The 16,676-nt window shown below is 63.4% G+C and carries 19 protein-coding genes, 3 tRNA genes and 2 other RNA genes; 10 read left to right on the plus strand and 14 right to left on the minus strand.

Features of this window, described 5'->3' with window-relative positions; all coding sequences use genetic code 11:
- Positions 1 to 30: 30 nt before the first annotated feature.
- From trpS to E5Z01_RS16285, 5 genes are all read right to left on the minus strand, one after another.
- Complete coding sequence (trpS, locus tag E5Z01_RS16265) at positions 31 to 1,029, minus strand: tryptophan--tRNA ligase (RefSeq protein ID WP_135230319.1); 999 nt, start codon at positions 1,027 to 1,029, stop codon at positions 31 to 33.
- Between the two features lie 36 nt (positions 1,030 to 1,065).
- Positions 1,066 to 1,602 carry a zinc metalloprotease gene (locus E5Z01_RS16270; RefSeq protein ID WP_135230320.1) on the minus strand — a complete coding sequence of 179 codons (537 nt, stop codon included), beginning with the start codon at positions 1,600 to 1,602 and terminating at the stop codon, positions 1,066 to 1,068.
- Between the two features lie 10 nt (positions 1,603 to 1,612).
- Complete coding sequence (locus tag E5Z01_RS16275) at positions 1,613 to 2,107, minus strand: NUDIX hydrolase (protein ID WP_135230321.1); 495 nt, start codon at positions 2,105 to 2,107, stop codon at positions 1,613 to 1,615.
- 98 nt (positions 2,108 to 2,205) lie between these two features.
- A complete protein-coding gene (locus tag E5Z01_RS16280) occupies positions 2,206 to 2,694 on the minus strand; it encodes a multidrug DMT transporter (protein ID WP_135230322.1) in 489 nt (162 codons plus the stop codon).
- 64 nt (positions 2,695 to 2,758) lie between these two features.
- Positions 2,759 to 3,871, minus strand: a complete 1,113-nt coding sequence (locus E5Z01_RS16285; protein WP_135230323.1) for a S1C family serine protease — start codon at positions 3,869 to 3,871, stop codon at positions 2,759 to 2,761.
- Between the two features lie 122 nt (positions 3,872 to 3,993).
- On the opposite strand from E5Z01_RS16285, the gene E5Z01_RS16290 reads away from it, so the two are divergent.
- Positions 3,994 to 4,443 carry a gamma-glutamylcyclotransferase family protein gene (locus E5Z01_RS16290; protein WP_135230324.1) on the plus strand — a complete coding sequence of 150 codons (450 nt, stop codon included), beginning with the start codon at positions 3,994 to 3,996 and terminating at the stop codon, positions 4,441 to 4,443.
- Between the two features lie 91 nt (positions 4,444 to 4,534).
- Here E5Z01_RS16290 and rpsO read toward each other — a convergent pair whose 3' ends face one another.
- Positions 4,535 to 4,810, minus strand: a complete 276-nt coding sequence (gene rpsO, locus E5Z01_RS16295; RefSeq protein WP_119765512.1) for a 30S ribosomal protein S15 — start codon at positions 4,808 to 4,810, stop codon at positions 4,535 to 4,537.
- 169 nt (positions 4,811 to 4,979) lie between these two features.
- Here rpsO and E5Z01_RS16300 point away from each other — a divergent pair.
- Positions 4,980 to 5,063, plus strand: a tRNA-Leu gene (locus E5Z01_RS16300).
- Positions 5,064 to 5,233: 170 nt separating this feature from the next.
- Positions 5,234 to 5,332: signal recognition particle sRNA small type (gene ffs, locus E5Z01_RS16305), an RNA gene on the plus strand.
- 61 nt (positions 5,333 to 5,393) lie between these two features.
- Here ffs and E5Z01_RS19625 read toward each other — a convergent pair.
- Together E5Z01_RS19625 and E5Z01_RS16310 are read right to left on the minus strand one after the other, a co-directional pair.
- Entirely contained in the window at positions 5,394 to 5,552 is a 159-nt protein-coding gene (locus E5Z01_RS19625) for a hypothetical protein (protein ID WP_158591649.1), read from the minus strand.
- 67 nt (positions 5,553 to 5,619) lie between these two features.
- Complete coding sequence (locus E5Z01_RS16310; RefSeq protein ID WP_119765508.1) at positions 5,620 to 5,991, minus strand: hypothetical protein; 372 nt, start codon at positions 5,989 to 5,991, stop codon at positions 5,620 to 5,622.
- 35 nt (positions 5,992 to 6,026) lie between these two features.
- On the opposite strand from E5Z01_RS16310, the gene E5Z01_RS16315 reads away from it, so the two are divergent.
- A complete protein-coding gene (locus tag E5Z01_RS16315; protein WP_135230325.1) occupies positions 6,027 to 6,755 on the plus strand; it encodes a carbonic anhydrase in 729 nt (242 codons plus the stop codon).
- Between the two features lie 25 nt (positions 6,756 to 6,780).
- Here E5Z01_RS16315 and E5Z01_RS16320 read toward each other — a convergent pair whose 3' ends face one another.
- The 4 genes from E5Z01_RS16320 to E5Z01_RS16335 all read right to left on the minus strand — a co-directional run bounded on the left by E5Z01_RS16320 (position 6,781) and on the right by E5Z01_RS16335 (position 11,521).
- Entirely contained in the window at positions 6,781 to 7,602 is an 822-nt protein-coding gene (locus E5Z01_RS16320; protein ID WP_135230326.1) for a nitroreductase family protein, read from the minus strand.
- A gap of 335 nt (positions 7,603 to 7,937) precedes the next feature.
- Entirely contained in the window at positions 7,938 to 9,023 is a 1,086-nt protein-coding gene (locus tag E5Z01_RS16325; RefSeq protein ID WP_135230327.1) for a M20/M25/M40 family metallo-hydrolase, read from the minus strand.
- 168 nt (positions 9,024 to 9,191) lie between these two features.
- Positions 9,192 to 9,980 (minus strand): VC0807 family protein, encoded by a 789-nt coding sequence (locus E5Z01_RS16330; RefSeq protein ID WP_135230328.1) that lies wholly within the window; start codon positions 9,978 to 9,980, stop codon positions 9,192 to 9,194.
- 107 nt (positions 9,981 to 10,087) lie between these two features.
- Entirely contained in the window at positions 10,088 to 11,521 is a 1,434-nt protein-coding gene (locus E5Z01_RS16335) for a DR2241 family protein (protein ID WP_240738511.1), read from the minus strand.
- A 118-nt stretch (positions 11,522 to 11,639) separates the two neighbouring features.
- Here E5Z01_RS16335 and E5Z01_RS16340 point away from each other — a divergent pair, with 118 nt between their 5' ends.
- Positions 11,640 to 12,068 (plus strand): hypothetical protein, encoded by a 429-nt coding sequence (locus tag E5Z01_RS16340; protein ID WP_119765496.1) that lies wholly within the window; start codon positions 11,640 to 11,642, stop codon positions 12,066 to 12,068.
- Between the two features lie 76 nt (positions 12,069 to 12,144).
- Here the strand turns inward: E5Z01_RS16340 and E5Z01_RS16345 are convergent, their stop codons facing one another.
- The gene (locus E5Z01_RS16345; RefSeq protein WP_119765494.1) at positions 12,145 to 12,879 is read right to left on the minus strand and encodes a metallophosphoesterase family protein; all 735 of its coding nucleotides are present in this window, start codon (positions 12,877 to 12,879) and stop codon (positions 12,145 to 12,147) included.
- Positions 12,880 to 13,013: 134 nt separating this feature from the next.
- Here E5Z01_RS16345 and E5Z01_RS16350 point away from each other — a divergent pair, with 134 nt between their 5' ends.
- The 5 genes from E5Z01_RS16350 to E5Z01_RS16370 all read left to right on the plus strand — a co-directional run bounded on the left by E5Z01_RS16350 (position 13,014) and on the right by E5Z01_RS16370 (position 16,409).
- Positions 13,014 to 13,964, plus strand: a complete 951-nt coding sequence (locus E5Z01_RS16350) for a diacylglycerol/lipid kinase family protein (protein ID WP_135230329.1) — start codon at positions 13,014 to 13,016, stop codon at positions 13,962 to 13,964.
- 272 nt (positions 13,965 to 14,236) lie between these two features.
- On the plus strand, positions 14,237 to 14,920 hold the full coding sequence (locus E5Z01_RS16355; protein ID WP_233554736.1) for a PHP domain-containing protein: 684 nt from the start codon (positions 14,237 to 14,239) through the stop codon (positions 14,918 to 14,920).
- A 159-nt stretch (positions 14,921 to 15,079) separates the two neighbouring features.
- Positions 15,080 to 15,703, plus strand: a complete 624-nt coding sequence (locus tag E5Z01_RS16360) for a GNAT family N-acetyltransferase (protein ID WP_135230330.1) — start codon at positions 15,080 to 15,082, stop codon at positions 15,701 to 15,703.
- Between the two features lie 214 nt (positions 15,704 to 15,917).
- Positions 15,918 to 16,265: a transfer-messenger RNA gene (gene ssrA, locus E5Z01_RS16365) on the plus strand.
- Positions 16,266 to 16,325: 60 nt separating this feature from the next.
- Positions 16,326 to 16,409 (plus strand) — tRNA-Leu (locus E5Z01_RS16370).
- Between the two features lie 171 nt (positions 16,410 to 16,580).
- Here E5Z01_RS16370 and E5Z01_RS16375 read toward each other — a convergent pair.
- Positions 16,581 to 16,656: transfer RNA gene (locus E5Z01_RS16375), tRNA-Gly, on the minus strand.
- Positions 16,657 to 16,676: the final 20 nt, after the last annotated feature.

The raw sequence follows: 16,676 nt of genomic DNA on the forward strand, positions 1-16,676 counted from the left end.
CCCCCAGCCACCGTCACAGTCTCAGCACCGTCACAGTTTCAGGAACCCGACTTTCTCGCGCACTTCCTCGATGACGGGCCGCGCGATGGCGCGGGCTTCCTGGGCGCCCTGGCGCAGGGCGTCCTTTACGTAGTCAGGGTCGGTGCGGAGCTCCTCGGCCCGCTGTTGAATGGGCGTAAGGTGCGCGGTCACGCCTTCCATGAGCTTCTTCTTGCAGTCCACGCATCCGATGCCGGCGGTGCGGCACTCGCGGTCGACCAGCTGGATGGTGTCCAGATCCGAGAAGAGCTTGTGGTAATCGAAGATCAGGCACACGTCCGGGTTGCCGGGGTCGGTGCGGCGCACGCGGGCCGGGTCCGTGGGGGCCACGCGCAGCTTCTGCCAGATGGCGTCCAGAGGCTCCAGAATGCCGATGGTGCTGGTCGGCCCCTTGCTCTTGCCCATCTTGCCGTTGCCGTCCACGCCGGGAATGCGCAGGGCGTTGGGGTCGTGCACGGATTTGGGTTCGGGGAACGTCTGCCCGAAATGATGGTTGAATTTCCGCGCAATTTCCCGCGTCAGTTCCAGGTGCTGATCCTGATCCTCACCGACCGGCACGGTGTCGGCCTTGTACAGCAGGATGTCGGCGGCCATCAGGGCCGGGTACATCAGCAGGCCGCTGGGAATACTCTCGAACTGCCCGGCTTTGTCCTTGTACTGCGTCATGCGCTCCAGTTCACCGACCGGCGTGATGGAAGTGAAAATCCAGTTCAGTTCGTGGTGCTCCGGCACGTGCGACTGCACGAAGAAAATCACCTGGCTGGGGTCAAGGCCAATGGCGAAATTGGCCAGGGCCATCTCATACGTTTTCTCGGCCAGCGTCGCCGGGTCAAAGGCGTTCGGGTTGGTGATCGCGTGCAAATCCACCACGCAGTACATGCTGTTCTTCCCGAACTGCTCGCCCAGACGCACGTAATTCCGCATCGCGCCAAAGTAATTGCCAATGTGAGGCTCACCCGTAGGCTGAATACCGCTGAAGACACGAGACATAACCTACGGATTCTAGCGGCAGTGCAGCAGGTGTGTTCAGGGCGTGTTCAACAGTAACCGCCAGATCAGAGGCCAGCCCAACCACAGGTCAACACTGACCAGCACGAGCAGAGGCAGGAATAAAACCAATTCACGAATGCCAGTTAGGCCGGACACCCCGCGCACCGCATCGCTCACATCTGCGCCAGGTTGAGGCTGATGCAGCAGTTGACTGGTGATGAAATTCCTGATCGTGTACAACCAAAGGTCAGTGCGGCACATCAGGAAGACCGTCAGGACAAGCGGACGCACACCGCCCCAGTCAAAGGCCAGAAGCGTGACCGCCAGCATTTCAGCCAGTAATCGAGTCCAGAGCGGCCCGGCCAGCGCCACAGCTACCCCGCCCCAGTCCTCAATCTGGGCGTAACGGGTAAAGGTGGTTGCCAGCACCCATTCTCCTTTCCGCCTCCCCAGCACAATAAAATTAGCGGTGTGGTCTCCCAGCAGCCGGGCCATCAGCACATGCCCAAGCTCGTGCAAGGTCACAAATAAGAAAATACCGACGATGACTTCAAATACGGTCAGCAAGAACAAGGCCTTCAGGTTACAGCCGTTCGTATTGCCAGTCGACGTACCGGCCATTTTCGTAGGGCATGACGCCGTGAAAGGCGCGGGGATCGTCGTCGAAGACGAGAGACAGGAAATGTTTATCGCCCTCCCAGATGGGCAGTTGACCTCCCAGAAGTTTCTCGATGGGTTCCCAGGTCAGCGTGCCTTCCGGATTTTGCGTGACCGCCTCACCTTCATACCGGTCGATAATGAAAATGAACCCCAGCCAGTCCTCGCCGTTCGGGCCAAAACCGGGCCAGTTCACCGTGCCGCGCAAGGTCATGCTGGTCACGCTCAGGCCGGACTCCTCCAGAATCTCGCGTTTCATGCCTGCGCTGACGCTCTCACCGCGTTCCAGTTTGCCGCCTAGGCCGTTGTACTTGCCCAGGTGCTGGTCTTCCGGGCGGGCGTTGCGGTGAACAAGGAGCACGTGCTGCCGGTCTTCAGAGAGGATGTACCCGAGGGTGCCGAGAATAGGCTGGTAAGGCATACGGGTAGCTTATGGTGCAAAGCCGGCAGCCAAAGAAAACGGGCCGCACCGGGCAGCCCGCTGAACCTGTGTTTTCCTACAAACCATTTCCCCTCGCTTTACGCCGCGGGTTGTTCGCCGTTCTGTTCCTCGGCGCCCCGGCGTCCGCGCGCAGGGCGTTCGGCCTGGGCGGGTTCAGCACTCTGGGTGGGCTGGGCCGGGGTCTGGGGCGCGGCGCTGATACGGGCCAGCGTGTCGGCAAAAGCACGCAGGGCGTCGCTGCTTTCCAGTTCGGCCACGGCGCGGGCGTTCAGGGCAGCGAGTTCCTTGCGGTTGACCGTGTACTCTTCGTCGTCGAAACCCTTGAGCTGCGCCATCAGGCGGTAGGCGACGGGCGCGGTGATGGTGGCCCCCTTGCTGGTGGTGATGCTGGCGTCGCTGACGGTGTCCGTGCCGATCAGCGTCAGCCCTTCCTGACCGATCAGGGCGGCGCGGTCGCCGCGTTCTTCCATGTGGGCCGCGAGTTGCAGGAGGCTGCGCAGATCCTGCATGTGGTGGAAGAGGTCGAGGTGCTGGGTCATCAGGCCGGCTTTTTTAAGGGTATCCATACCCGCATTATTCTGTTTTTAGCAGAATTGTCAATACGCCATATGCAGAATATTTGAGGAATACTTAATTTTTGACTGTAGCGCGGCCGATCAATTTCATCTTCAACTTCACGGTTTTCCCGCCGCGCAGCACGGTCAGTGTCACCGTTTCGCCGGGCGCATGTTCGCGCACCACGTACTGAAACTCACTGAAGTTCAGCACCCGTTCGCCGTCTACGTGCGTCACCACGTCGCCTTTTCCCTGATAATTCACAGGTTTCAGTCCCGCCCGCGCCGCCGGACTGCCCAGCGTGACCGACGTAAAAAACGCCCCCGGCGTCCTGCCCAGATCGAGGCCCTGCGCCCGCGTGGCCTTCAGGAACTCGCTGGCGGGCAGGTCGAACAGCAGGGCAGCCGGGCCGTTCAACCCCACGCCAATAATTGGGGCGTCCCTTTTCAGGCCCTTTTTCAATGCCGCAAGGCGCGTGTCGTGCGCCGCCACGGGAACAGCGAACGCCATGACATTGGCATCCGGCGACACGCGCAGGAAACTGACGACGCCGCCCACTTCACCCTTGAAGTTCAGGACGGGCGCGCCACTGTCCCCCGGCATAATCGGCGCACTCAGTTGCCACGTCCCCGGCGGAAAATCGGCCCGTCCGGCGTCGGCCTCCAGGGCCAGCAGGCGGCCCGTCTTGGCCTTCAGGAATTCCTGGCCCCCGTTGCCGATGACCATCACCGCGTCCCCCGGATTAAACGCCCCGGCAGCCAACGGCAGAAAAGGCGTTCCTTTCGGCACCTTGACCTTCAAGACCGCCAGGTCGTGCTGATCGTCGTACCCGATGACCTGCGCTTCATAGCGCCGCCCGTCCGACATCATCACGCTGGGGTGGCGCACCTGAAAGACCACGTGGTAGGCCGTCAGGGCCGTGCCGTCCGAACCGATCAGGAAGCCGGTACCCACGCCGTCCGTGGGTTTGCACTTCGCAGGTGGGCAATCCGCGATCAGGAAGGTGGCCGGACGCGCCCGGCGGTACTGCGCCGCCAATCCCGTCTGTTCTGGCCCGGACAGGGGCGCCCGGAGCAGCGGATTCTCGTGCCACACCCCACTGGGCAGCACTTCTGCGCGCCCTTCCGCCTGCCCGTGGGCACTCAGGAACAGGAAACCAAACAGCAGGAAATGGCGAATTCGCGTCATAAAGTGGCTCCCAGCCAAGCCAGAGCACAGTCTAGGCGTTCCAGAGGAGTGCCGTACAGTCCTGGTGTCCCCCTGCACCGTGAGCTACACCTGTACAGGGAGCACCCCTGTACAGTGAGCACATGAGTCCCCCGCTCACCCAGGTATTCGTGTATGGCACCCTGATGCCCGGCGAGAGAAATGCCCACGTCGCTCAGCGCGGCGGTCCCTTCAGCGCCCAGCCCGCCACCCTGCACGGGTACCGCCTGTTTCACCTCAGCCCGGAGAACTACCCCGGCCTGACGCCTGGAACCGAGGCCGATGCCGTGCGCGGTTACACGTTGACTTACACGCCCGCCCACTGGGAACAGGCCCTTTCCTTCCTCGACAGGCTCGAAGGCCTGCACGAAACGCCCGCCCTCTACACGCGGGAACAGGTTCAGGTGCGCCACGACGATGGACAGTTCTCGGACACCTGGGTGTACGTGTACGCCCGCCCGGAGCGCCTGAACGCCCCCGGCGTGCAATTCATTGAAAGCGGCGACTGGCACGAAGCCACAACACGAGATCAACATGGGGAAGATCACCGCTAAACAGCCAGGGGACGCGCGCTTCACTCTTTCTACGACCTAGAACCGACAACTAGAAAACCGCCCCCGAAGGAGCGGCGCAGTGAACGGCAGTTCAGCGAACGATGCGCTGACCGCGACGAATGCCGAGCTTGTCGGTCAGGGCGATGTACTGGTCGTAGTCGGTGCGCTCCAGGTATTTCAGCAGGCGGCGGCGCTGGCCGTTCAGGAGTTGCAGGCCGCGCTGGCCGTGCTTGTCTTTCTTGTTGGCGCTCAGGTGAGCCGACAGGTTCTGAATGCGGGCGGTCAGCAGGGCCACTTGCACGGCGGTGCTCCCGGTGTCGTTGCCGGCCTTCTGGTTTTCGGTGATGATTTGCTTCTTGTCGATCATGTTTTTCCCTCTTTTTTTGAAAGTCCCGCGTCGTTTCAGCCGGAGAAGACCTCCACCGTCACGGCGGCAAACGCGAGCATACCACGATCTCCCCGAAAAACAAGGGGGTGACTTGACAACGGTGCGCGCCGTCCCTACTATTGCTTTCGCCCTTCAGACACTCAGGGTTGCTCGGGTGGCGGAATTGGTAGACGCGCACGTTTGAGGGGCGTGTGACTTAGTCGTGAGGGTTCAAGTCCCTTCTCGAGCACCAGCCGAAGCCGGAATCCGTAAGTGGGTTCCGGTTTCTTCTTTAGATCGTGGACTATGGAAAGGTTCCCTTTTCCAGATTCAGCTGCCCAGCAGCCGGCCACTTCTTTTGCTCCGCGCTTCCCAGCCACCTCCCTTGCCTTTTTCTCGTCTTGTGCTATCTTCCTTGACGCATTGCTGGTGCAACGCAGCGTGGACGCCTGAACCTGGTCAGGGCCGGAAGGCAGCAGCCATAAGGGATGCTTCGCGGGTGCCGTTGTTTCCCGGCAATGCTTTTCTTTTGCCAAAAATCTGGGGACGCCGCTTATTCAGGGCGTCCCCGGTGTGTTCAGTCTTACAGGGCGAGTTTCTCGACGGGGGTCAGGGCGACCCGGCGGCGGGCCACGTGGATTTCACGTTCGGTGTAGGTGTGGGTGTAAGCACTGAAACGTTCCTGGCCAAGGTGATACTGCTTCGGGAAAAGGAGTTGGAAGAAGGCAAGCAGTCTCTTCATGCCCTCATGGTGCCGGGCGTTCGTCAGGGCCACGTCCTGCGGCTGTCAGGAAGACGTGCGCCAGACCTTACCGGGTTTTGGGAAGCAGCACCAGCGCCTGCGTTTCCCTGACCTGCGCCAGTTCTTTCAGCAGTTCGGCGTCCAGGTCTCCGGCCTGCGCCAGTGCTTCGGCTTTCTTCTTGTCGATGCTGGCCACCTCCAGCGCGGCCACGTCGCCGAACACCTCGCGGAAGCGCTCCAGAGGGTACTCGACGCGGCGCGAGACTTTCAGAACCGCGCGGTACAACTCCGTTTCCGCGTGCCCACCGCCTTCCAGCGCCGCCTTGATGTGCCGGCCCAGTTCTTCCTTCTCGGTTTCCAGGCCCTGAATGGTGTCGCGCAGGGTGGCGTAGCGCTCCAGCAGTTCCTCAAGCGTGGGGGGCGTTTCCGGGTCAGTCACGCCCTCAGGATAATGCGGGCCGTTACCATGCAGTGATGACTGACGAAGCGCACCCGGAACTGCTGCCCCTGGATCTGCAACGCCGCCTGCTGGACGCCATCCGTCGCGGGGCCAGCATGGAGGACATCGCCGACCTGAAAGCCTCGAGCGTAAGCACCCCCGAAGCGGCTATTCAGGCCCTCAAGGACGGCAACGCCCGTTTTTTCAGCGGGAACGCCAGCCGCCCGGAACTGGGCGCCAACGAACGCCGGGCGCAGATCATCGGGCAGACACCCTTCGCCGCCGTGCTGGCGTGCAGTGACAGCCGCGTTCCGGTGGAACTGGTGTTCGATCAGGGCCTGGGACAATTGTTCGTGGTGCGCGTGGCGGGCAACGTCGTGGGCGAATCAGGGCTGGGCACGCTGGAGTACGCCATCAAGCACCTGGATGTTCACCTGGTGATGGTGATGGGGCACGAGGGATGCGGCGCCGTCGCGGCGGCCCTGCGCCCCCCGGAAGTGAATGCCCAGGAACCGGTGCACCTCCAAAGCCTCATCGGAAAAATCCGGCCCAGCGTGCAGCACCTCCCCACCATCCGCGACAAGAAAGCCCGCATGCGCGAGGCTGTCCTGAACAATGTGCGCCACCAGGTTCACGTGCTGCGGCAGCAAGCGGTGATCCGTGAAGCCGAGGAAAGCGGACGCATCAAGGTCATCGGCGGCTTCTACGAGATCGGCAGCGGCGCCGTGGACTTCCTGGTGGAGGCAGAAGAGTTGACCCCGTGAACGCGGTGAACCTGCCGGATGAGCCTCATTTCTCCTGCGCCGCAGGTACGGCGGTATCCAGCGAGGCCGGCAGAAAACCGCTTTTTTGCAGCGCGGCCAGCAGCCGTGTCGATTCCGGCCCGAAGGCGTCCGGGTCGTCCTCGCAAGGGCTGGTGTAAAACTGCGCCAGGGACGTGATCCCCCCCTGCTCGCACAGGGCTTTCAGGCGTGGCGTGGACATGTACCGCTGCCAGCCGCTGACTTCACGCTCACGGTAGATGTCCTCCAGTTCGGGTGTGTCGGCGACGCGGTAAATCTCGTCATGCACAAAGGCGCGCAGCGGCAACCGGTCGCGCTTGCCGAGGTGCTCGTCCGGCACGCCCACCACGATGGTCGTCACGGGAAGACAAGTTTCCGGCAGCCCCAGCAACTCCGCGATCTCGCCCATGGCGTACAGCGTGGTGCCCATATAGCAGATGCCGTAACCCCGCGCCTCGAAGCCCAGAACCACGCTCTGCGAGAGCAGCATGGCATCGAACGCCGCCACGTGATAGCCCAGGAAGTTGTTGAAGTTGTCGCGCGCCCCGCGCAGTTTCAACCACGCCCGCGTGCGGTTCCAGTCGGCACAGAAGGTCACGACCAGCGGCGCCTGAAGAATGAAGTCCTGTTCACCGTGCAGTTCGTAAAGGCGGCGCCTGCGCTCCGGGTCACGTGTCAGCACCAGCGAGTAGCTGTTCAGATTGCCCGAAGACGACGTGCCGACAATGGCCTCCCGCAGCACCTCGTCGATGACCGCCTGGGGAATCTCGTCCGGTTTGAAGCGCCGAATGGAACGGTGCCCCACCAGTACCTCCGCCACAGTTTGCATGGCCTGATCATACGGGAGCCGCTGCGCCAGCCTGGAGGCGTGACAGTCCGCTTGAGACGAGAAAAGGGGAGCGAAGCGGTATTCCAGCGCCAGAAGACGACCCTTCGTTTGTCAACTTGAACGCGTGACGGTACGGGAATCAGAAACGCATTGGCCTGGGCTGTGCGTGCTGGCGGCGCTGGGCGGAGACTGCTTGCTGCGCTTTTATCTCCCGCCTGTGGTGGTGGGCGTATGCAGACCCGGCAGCGAATCTGCCCCTCCACTCAGGTCAAGCAGCCAAGGGCGCACTGAACACAACTGCGTCTTATCCTATTTTCCCTATCCCCGCTCCCCAGTTATCCGACGGGCTGGTGCTGGTACAGTTCCACGACGCGCCGCAGGAGTTTCAGGCCTTTGGGAAGGCTGCTGCCCTGCACCCACTCGTCTTCGCGGTGGGCATTGCCGCCCCGGTAGACGCCCAGGGTCATGGCAGGCAGCTGGTGGGGCACAGCGGCGTTGGCATCGGTGCTGCTGGAGGCCTGCCGGAAATCCAGGCGCTGTTCTTTCGCGGCCTGCTGGGCCAGGTCGAGCAGCGGCCCAGCCCTCAGGTCACCGCCGGGCCGGTCGCCGACGCGTTCGATGCTGAGGCTGACACCAGCGTCCCGGGCGGCGCGGTTCAGCACCTCCTGGGCACGGCTGTCGAGCTCCATCAGCGGTTCAGGGTCAAGGGAACGTAGGTCGAGCAGCAGCTCGGCCGTCGCGGCGATGCTGTTCACGCTGTTTCCGCCGGTGGCCGTGCCGACGTTCAGGGTGGTGCGCGGCGAGAGGGGCCGGTGCAGGGCGTACAGGCCGCTGATCGCCAGCCCCAGGGCGTGCAGGGCGCTGGGGGCCTCGTCGCCCCAGGAGTGCCCCCCAGGCCCCACAAACCGGGCCTTGTAGCGCCGGACACCCACGCCCTTGGTGACCGCCACGCCCAGGTAACCGTCCACGGCCAGCAGCGCCCCCAGGCCGGCGCGGTTGCGCGCGAGGAAGTGCTTGGCGCCGCGCAGGTCGCCCAGGCCTTCCTCACCGACGTTGGCGACCACCCACAGCGGGCGTCTGAGTTGCCCGGTCTGCCCGCGCAGGTCACGCAGAAAGGCCGTGACCACCGCCAGGCTGGCACTGTTGTCACCCACGCCCGGCCCGCTGTACCGGTCGCCGTCCTGCTGCACAGTTACATCTGTCTGAGGGCCGAACACGGTGTCCAGGTGCGCCATGACCGCCAGCGCAGGCCGCTGCGCCGTGCCTGGAGGCGCAATGCGCGTCACGACGTTGCCCACCTCGTCTCGTTCGCAGGCGTACCCGAGGCCCTCCCAGAGGCGGGTGATCAGGTCAGCCCGCTGCGCCTCGTCGAAGGTCGGGGCGGGCGTCTGGGCGATGCGCGTCAGGTATTCAAGAGGCATTACCGCAAATTCTAGAGCATGAAGATAGCCGAATAACCGTCCGTGAAGGTGAACGGAGGGCGGATTTCAACGAGCAGCACAGAGAAAGCCTGAAGACTCAGGGGCTTTGGCCGTCGGGAACCCCCGCCAACCCCGCCTCCGCCTGGGCGCACGTCCGGGCGGCCGCACCTACACGCCCAGCTCGCCTTTTTCACGCATGGCGGCGGCCAGTTTGGAGGGTTCGAACACGCTGGCCTGCTCCCCAAAACGGCGCTTCACGGCGCGCTGTACCAGCCACATTGCCAGGCCCACGCCCAGCAGGCTGATGACCATCCCCGGAACCCGCATGATGGCGTTCACTTCCGCCACCTGCGCGTTGAAGGCGTCCGAACCGAATTTCGCGGTCACCCGCTGGTAGTTCACGGCGCTGTTGACCAGTCCGCCCACGACATCCACCACGGCGAACGCCACCGTTCCCAGCACCAGCCCCTGGTGAACCCCGGGGTCAGCCATCGCCTGGCGGGTCGCCACCCGGTCGGCTTCGCTCTCGCCGATGCTGGCGGCGTCCAGAAACACGCGGAACAGCGGCACGCGGGTGGCGGCACTGATCAGGAACAGCAGCCCCGTCAGGTACGAGCGGGCGCTGTCCTTGATGGCGTACCAGAACCCGTCCACGTACCAGAACGCCAGCGCCCCGCTGAACAGCGCCCCTGCCCCACCGATCAGCGCCACCGGGCTGACGTTGCGGTTCACCAGGATGTCCCACAACACGTACCCCACCGGAACAAGCGCCGCCAGCAGGTAAGCGCGGACGTTCCCGGTCTGCCCGTCCCCCAGCAGACTCGCCACGCCGATTCCCTCACCCAGCAGGTTCGGACTCAGGATCATGATTGGAATCACCAGCGTAAAAACTAAGTCCCAGATGGTCTTCGGAATGCGGCGCTTGGCCTTTTCGGGAGCGGGAACAGGGGCAGTCACCCGCGCATTCTGTCACTTTCAGGTGAAAAGGAGATGGAGTTAGCGGTGCAGGAAGCGGCACATCGGTGTGGCGATAACCTCGCGCAGAGGGCAACTCGGCGGCCCGTTCAGTCGTCGGCGCTGTTTTCTTCCGCGGGTCTTTCGGCGAGGTGTTCCCGGACGGCGGCGATGAGGTACGTGCAGGCTTCGGCACAGGGCACCGCGCCGGGAACGCCTGTCAGGAAAGTGTGTGGCAGGGGCTGGCTGGCCCACAGGCGCGTGCGCAGGCACCTCGAGCACACGTGCCGGGCCACTTCTTCCACCTGGGCGGGCGTGGCTTTCTGCACGCGGGCGTAAATACCGGTCTGCCGGCGGGCGGTGGTGGGCCAGGGGGTGGAGCGCAGCGAGTGGCAGCCGCACGAGTAGGCTTCCTCGACGGTGGCCGGATACAGGGCGTGAATGGCGGCGGGCAGGTCGTCTTCACTGAACACGGCCCGCCAGTGGCGCGGAAGGTTCCGGAAGGTGCGCACGGGCCGGTGAGCGCCGCTGTCGTCCACGCGAATGGTATCGCGCAGGCCTTCTACCGTGACGAAGGTGGTCAGTTCCGCGCTGGGGCGACCTTCGTCCAGGGTGTTGCGCAGGTCGAACAGCGTGCCCTGGGGGGTGATGACCGCCTCGCCGAGGCGCAGGCCCCGCCGGGCGAGTTGCATCAGTTGCGTCCAGGCGGCCAGGTGCACGCGGTCGGCGTCGCCGCTGAAGCCGTCCCGCGTGGCGTTCAGGGCGTGTCCGGCCAGCATGCGGGCCAGGGCGGGGTGCGTGCCGACGGGCGGCGCCACAGTCACGCTTTTTCCCCCCGCCTGGCCGTCCTGAACGCCCAGACTCACGCTCAGCGCAGGGGCCGCCTCACTGAGGGCGTGGTCGCTGAAAAACGGCACCACCACGACCTGCTCGGCCTGAATAACGTCCAGCCACGGTGCGTGTGCCAGGTGATCTTCCAGGTACAGCACCTGCACTTCCGCGAACTGCCGGGCGTCCCGGATGACCTGCGCGTGGCGTTCCAGGTGCCCCCCCCGACGGGCAGACAGGTGACCCAGCAGCACCAGCGCCACATCCTGCGCGTTCGCTTCCGGCAGGGCTTCGCGGGCACAGGCCACCAGCAAGTCACTCAGGCCGGGAAAAGAGCCGTACGGCGGCAGGTAACGCACCGTCTTGCCGCCCAGCACGCGGGCAATCCCTTCGGGCGGTACCGGCCCCTGGTGGCCCAGCCCCAGCTCACGCGGAATCACGGTGTCGGTGAAGTACCCGTCTGACAGGAAAAACGGCACCACCGTCACATCCGTGCTGCCCGTGACGCGCAGGGCCTGACGCAGGGAGGGCTCCTCTTTCCAGAAGCATTCGATCACTTCACTGAAGCTGCCCAGTTGCCGGAGTTCCTCGGCGACACGGTACACGCTCCGGGCCGCCCGCGAATTGACGTGTGAACCGTGACCGACCAGCACCAGCGAACGCATCCCCAGCACTCTAGAGCATTTGATGAACGGCCCCGCCGGCCCCAGGCACATTCGGGCAGTCCGGCGCCCATACCCTGCGCTAAGGGCTTGTAAAGCGCTCCCTCACCCGCCGGCCGGCTCCCTTACCTAGCGTAAGAAGCGAAAGACCAGTCTCCAAGGAGGTACAGCTATGTTCTTTGACCAGCAAGACCGCCACCAGCAGATGGCCAACGCCTACGACCCGCGCGACACCAACCGCGACGGTACGGTCAGCCCGCAGGAAGCCGCCGCTTACATTCAGGATTACATGCGCAGCGCCTCCCCGGAGGAGCGCAACCAGATTCTGCGCGACTACATCGGTGGGATGAGCACCGACCAGCGCCAGCAGATGGGCGACGCCATCGTGCGCAGCCCCTCCAATCCGGTGCAGCAGGTCAACCACCAGAGTGACGACGATCTCATCGATGCGTACACCCGCACCGCCCAGGCCCCTGCCCAGCAGAGTGGCCCCAGCCCGCTGGAGCAGACCTTCAACTCCGGGGCGCTCAGCAACCCCCTGGTGAAAGCCGGTCTGGTGGGCCTCGCCGCCGCCATCGGCAGCCGCATGCTGCGCCGCTAGGCCACGCCAGAGAATAAAAGAACCGCTCCAGATGGGGCGGTTTTTTAGAGATGGGCGAAGAGATTTCGGGTGCTTTCTACACTCCTTCCCTTGTCCTTCTCTTCTGGTACGCCCCGGTCAGCAGTTCGGCAATGTACTCGCGGATAAAGGGCATATCGCTTCCCTCGGCGGCGCTGATTTCCTCGTCACGGTTGTAAGTGAGCCGCACGAATGTGGCGGTGTGGCTGGGGCTTTTTTCCTCGAATTCCAGGATCAGGTAACACGGCAGGGTGCTGTCGAGGGGATTGCCCACGCTGCCGCAGTTGATCAGGGGGCGGCCTTCCACGTCCAGCATCAACGCCTCGTGCATATCGGCGTACACCAGGGCGTCCACCTCCTGTTGCAACCCAAATTGCGGGTTGGGCTGAAAGGCGTCGAGCTGGTCGTTCAGCGACGAGTGCGGGTACAGGCGGTGAAAGAGGCCCTTGCTGCTGGCGTGAACGAAGCGCCACCAGGCCCCGCCGAACTGCTCCTCGATGCCGTAGGGCAAGCTGCCCAGGTACTCCAGTTGCGGGGGGGTCAGTTTGCTGCGCGGCCACAGGTCTTGCGGGCGGTGGGTGGCGCCGGCCACGCGGGCGTCCCAGTTGCCCTGGATGACGCGCTTGGCGTGCGCCTGCGTCCACTCCAGCACTTCGCGGGGCCGGGGGCCTTTGCCGACCAGGTCACCCAGCACCCAGATTTCGCTGAGGCCGCGCCTTTGCAGGTCAGCGTGAACGGCCTGGGTTGCCGCGAGGTTCGCGTGCAGGTCGGCCAGTATGGCGAGACGAATCATGAATTGAAGTCTAGTGCAGGCCAGTGAAGCGGGGAAAACAACTGGCTTGCTATTCCGCTTAGGAATCGGGTGGAGGCGCAGGAATTAGGATTTTCCTGTTTCCTGAGGGCCACTTCCTTGCGTAAAGTGCATCCATGACAATCGCGCTTGAAGTAACTCCGCTGGAGGAGGTGGCCGAGGCGACCCTGATCTTCAACGGAAAGGCGGGTGGCAGTGAGACCGCCAGTCCGGATCACCTGGTCGAGGCGCTGCACCAGATCGGCTACCGCCCGGTGTACCGCGCTACGGCCTCCGAGGAGGACTTGAACGAGGCCCTGGCGTCCGTGACCGGCACCGTGTTCGTGGCGGGCGGCGACGGCACCATCCGGGCGGCGGCCATGCACCTGGCGGGCCGCCCGGGCGTCACCCTGGGCGTCATCCCCATGGGCACGGCGAACAACATCGGGCGCATGCTGGGTGTGCAGGGAGAACCTCTCAGCGTCATCGCCAGCTACCAGGGCGCGCAGGTGCGACCCTTCGACATCGGCAAGGTGACGGCCCCGTGGGGCGTGGATTATTTTCTGGAGGCATGCGGGTGCGGCGCCTTCGCGGACGTGATGGCCGAGTACGACCCGGAAGGCGGCAAGAGCCCGGTGCGGGCCGTGCAGGCCGTGGCCGCCACGCTGACGACCTTCGATCCTGCCCCGCTCTCCCTGAAACTGGACGGTCAGGAGTTGCCGGACATCCCTTACGCGCTGCTGGAGGTCATGAACACCAAGGCCACCGGCCCGAGGTTGCGCCTGGCGACCAGTGCCGACCCGCACGATGGGCGGCTGGACGTCATTCGCATCGACCAGCAGGAACGCGACAGTGTGCTGGCCTACATGGCCGCCCTCGCACGCGACGAGTTCGAGGCGCTGCCCAGCGTACAGGCTGACCAGGTGCAGTGCATCGAAATTCCCTACCACGGCCAGGCATTCCACGTCGACGGCGAGGTCAGGCCAGGCGAGCAGGGCCAGGCGGGAACCGTGAAAATAGAGGTGTGGCCCGGTGCCTTAAGCGTCCTCGTGCCTCAAGTGGCCGCACCCGCGGAGGTTCGACCGTGAGCCAGCCCGAGAAACCCGAGAACCTCGAGACTACCGAGAAGCCCAGCCCCGCGAACCCCGCCCCAGTATCGCCCTCCCCGGTGTCCAGCAAACAGTCGCCGGCAGGCAAACCCCTCCCGCCGCCGGACCCGGCAGCCAAACGAACGCGCCCGGTGGCCGTGTCCGTCATCATGCAGGCGCATGACGCCCTGGGCAAACTCCTGAAGCTGCCGCCGCGCACGCTGGAAAAGGGCCTGCCGAACAACATTGTGTGGCGAGAGGGCGTGCAGGTCATGCGCATGGATTTGCACATGCACACCGAAGTCAGCCACGACTGCAAAACGGCCCTGCGCGATATTCCGGCGTGGATGCTGCGCACCAATACGCGCGTGGTGGCCGTCACCGACCACGACCAGCAGCGCGGCGGCCCCGAGTTACAGCAGATCATCCGCGACATGGGCCTCGACGACCGCCTGAGTGTCATTCCCGGTGAGGAAGTCACCACCTCCGAGGGCGAATTGATCGGCCTCTTTCTCAAAGAACGCATCGAGCCAAAACTTTCGCCGGAAGAGACGGTGAGGCAAATCAAGGCGCAGGGCGGCCTGGTGCTTCTTCAGCACGGGTTCGACCCGCTCAAACGCTACCGTTTACGCCCCGAGGCCACCGCCCGCATCGCCGATGACATCGACATCGTGGAAACGTTCAATTCGCGCCTGTCCCGGCACCACTGGAACCGTGTGGCCGCCGAGTGGGGATCTGCCCGCAACCTGCCTTTCAGTGCGGGCAGTGATGCCCATACCCTGCGCGACATCGGGGAGGCCTGGGTAGAAACGCCTTTCCGACTCATTCACACGCCCGAGCAGTTGATCACGGCCCTGCGCGAGGGCCAGGTCGCAGGGCGCTGGACACATCCCGTCGAGGCTTACGGCGTGAAACAGTGGCGTAACTTCAACAGCCAATTCCGCCGCGACAGCTAGAGAATTGGACAAAAGAACGGACTGCTTTTTGGCCGAGCAAAGCGAGTGAATTTAAGCAAGCAGGATAGACTGGCACAGCCATGAAGGGGAGAATGGATTGCTCTGTAGAACAGCACCCGCATCATTCGCAGACCTGCTCTAAGGGCGTATAACGGGGATATGACTTCTGCTGCGCTGCGCCGCGCCCGCCCGGAAGATGAGCGGGCGTTTTACGACATCTGCCTGCTGACCGGAGACAGCGGAGCGGATGCGTCCGCGTTATATAAGGATCCTCAATTGCTGGGGCACGTGTATGCCGTGCCCTACCTTCGTTTTTCCCCTGATTTCGCCTTTGTCCTGGAAGATGCCGAGGGCGTAGGCGGGTACGTCATTGCCGCGCCGGATTCGCAGGCATTCGAGGAGACGCTGGAACGCGAGTGGTGGCCCATTTTACGCCAGCAATACCCCGACCCTGCCAACATCCCCCACGAGCAACGCACGCCCGACCAGCGCATGATCAACCTGATTCATCACCCAAACCACACACACGATGACTTGCAAAGCGAATACCCCGCGCACCTTCACATTGACCTACTGCCCCGCATGCAGGGGGGTGGGAACGGCAAGCGGCTTATGCACACCCTGATGGACGCCCTGGAAGACGTGGGCTGTCCGGGTGTGCACTTGGGCGTTGGGGGCCGCAATGAGAACGCAGTCGGCTTTTACCGTCACCTGGGTTTTCAGCAATTGCAGGCCCATCCGTGGGGGTACACCTTCGGCATGTCCCTTCCACGCCGGCTTTAGGCCAGCGACCGGATATCCGGTCAATATCCAAGATTGCCTCCAGAAAATCAGGCCGAAACGCTCTGGGTTCTATTGTCTTTGGGGGATATCTGGTTCAGTGAGCAAGCCGGCCCCTGCATGAAGGAAGAGCAATGAAAATAGTGGCCCCGGTCAGTGCAGTGTCAGACGAAAAAGCTATACTTTATGACGCTGAAGACCTCTTCAGCCACCGCTCGGGGGTGACCCGGTTTCGACAGGGGAACTGAAGGCGATGTTGCGTGTCGAGGTGCCGTTGGCCTCGTAAACAAACGGCAAAGCCATTAACTGGCAACCAGAACTACGCTCTCGCTGCTTAAGTGAGATAGTGACCACGAAGCCCGGCCTTTGGCGTCGTGCAAACTACTAAAAAAGAAGGCTAGCCCAGGCGATGCTCCATAGCCGGCGGCGAAACTGAATGGAGCTACGGCCTGCAAGAACCTGCCCGCTGGTGAGTGCAGGCCCGACAATCAAACAGTGGGATACACACGTAGACGCACGCTGAACGGACTCTTGGACGGCGGTTCGACTCCGCCCACCTCCACCAAGCAAACCCCGCCACACAGCGGGGTTTTTCTTCTATAATGCACGGGCCTCAGCGGCAACAGCCGGGATGGCGGAATGGTAGACGCAACCGACTTAAAATCGGTCGCCGCAAGGCGTGTGGGTTCAAGTCCCATTCTCGGCACCACGCGAGCTCTCTCAGACCCCTGAGAGAGTTTTTGGTTATGTCCTCGCAACTGTAAGTTACAGCTGTTTCGGGCTGCAAGGATAAGACCGAATAACTCACCTGGCATGTAGTCTGAACAAGTTGTCATACTAAACAGAGGGAGCCCCACTTCATCTGAAGTGGGGCGTTCATTGGAGCGGGAGACGAGATTCGAACTCGCGACATCTACCTTGGCAAGGTAGTGCTCTACCAGCTGAGCTACTCCCGCAATAAAAAAACCCCCGCACT

The sequence above is a fragment of the Deinococcus fonticola genome, assembly GCF_004634215.1.
GTDB classification, from domain to species: Bacteria; Deinococcota; Deinococci; order Deinococcales; family Deinococcaceae; genus Deinococcus; species Deinococcus fonticola.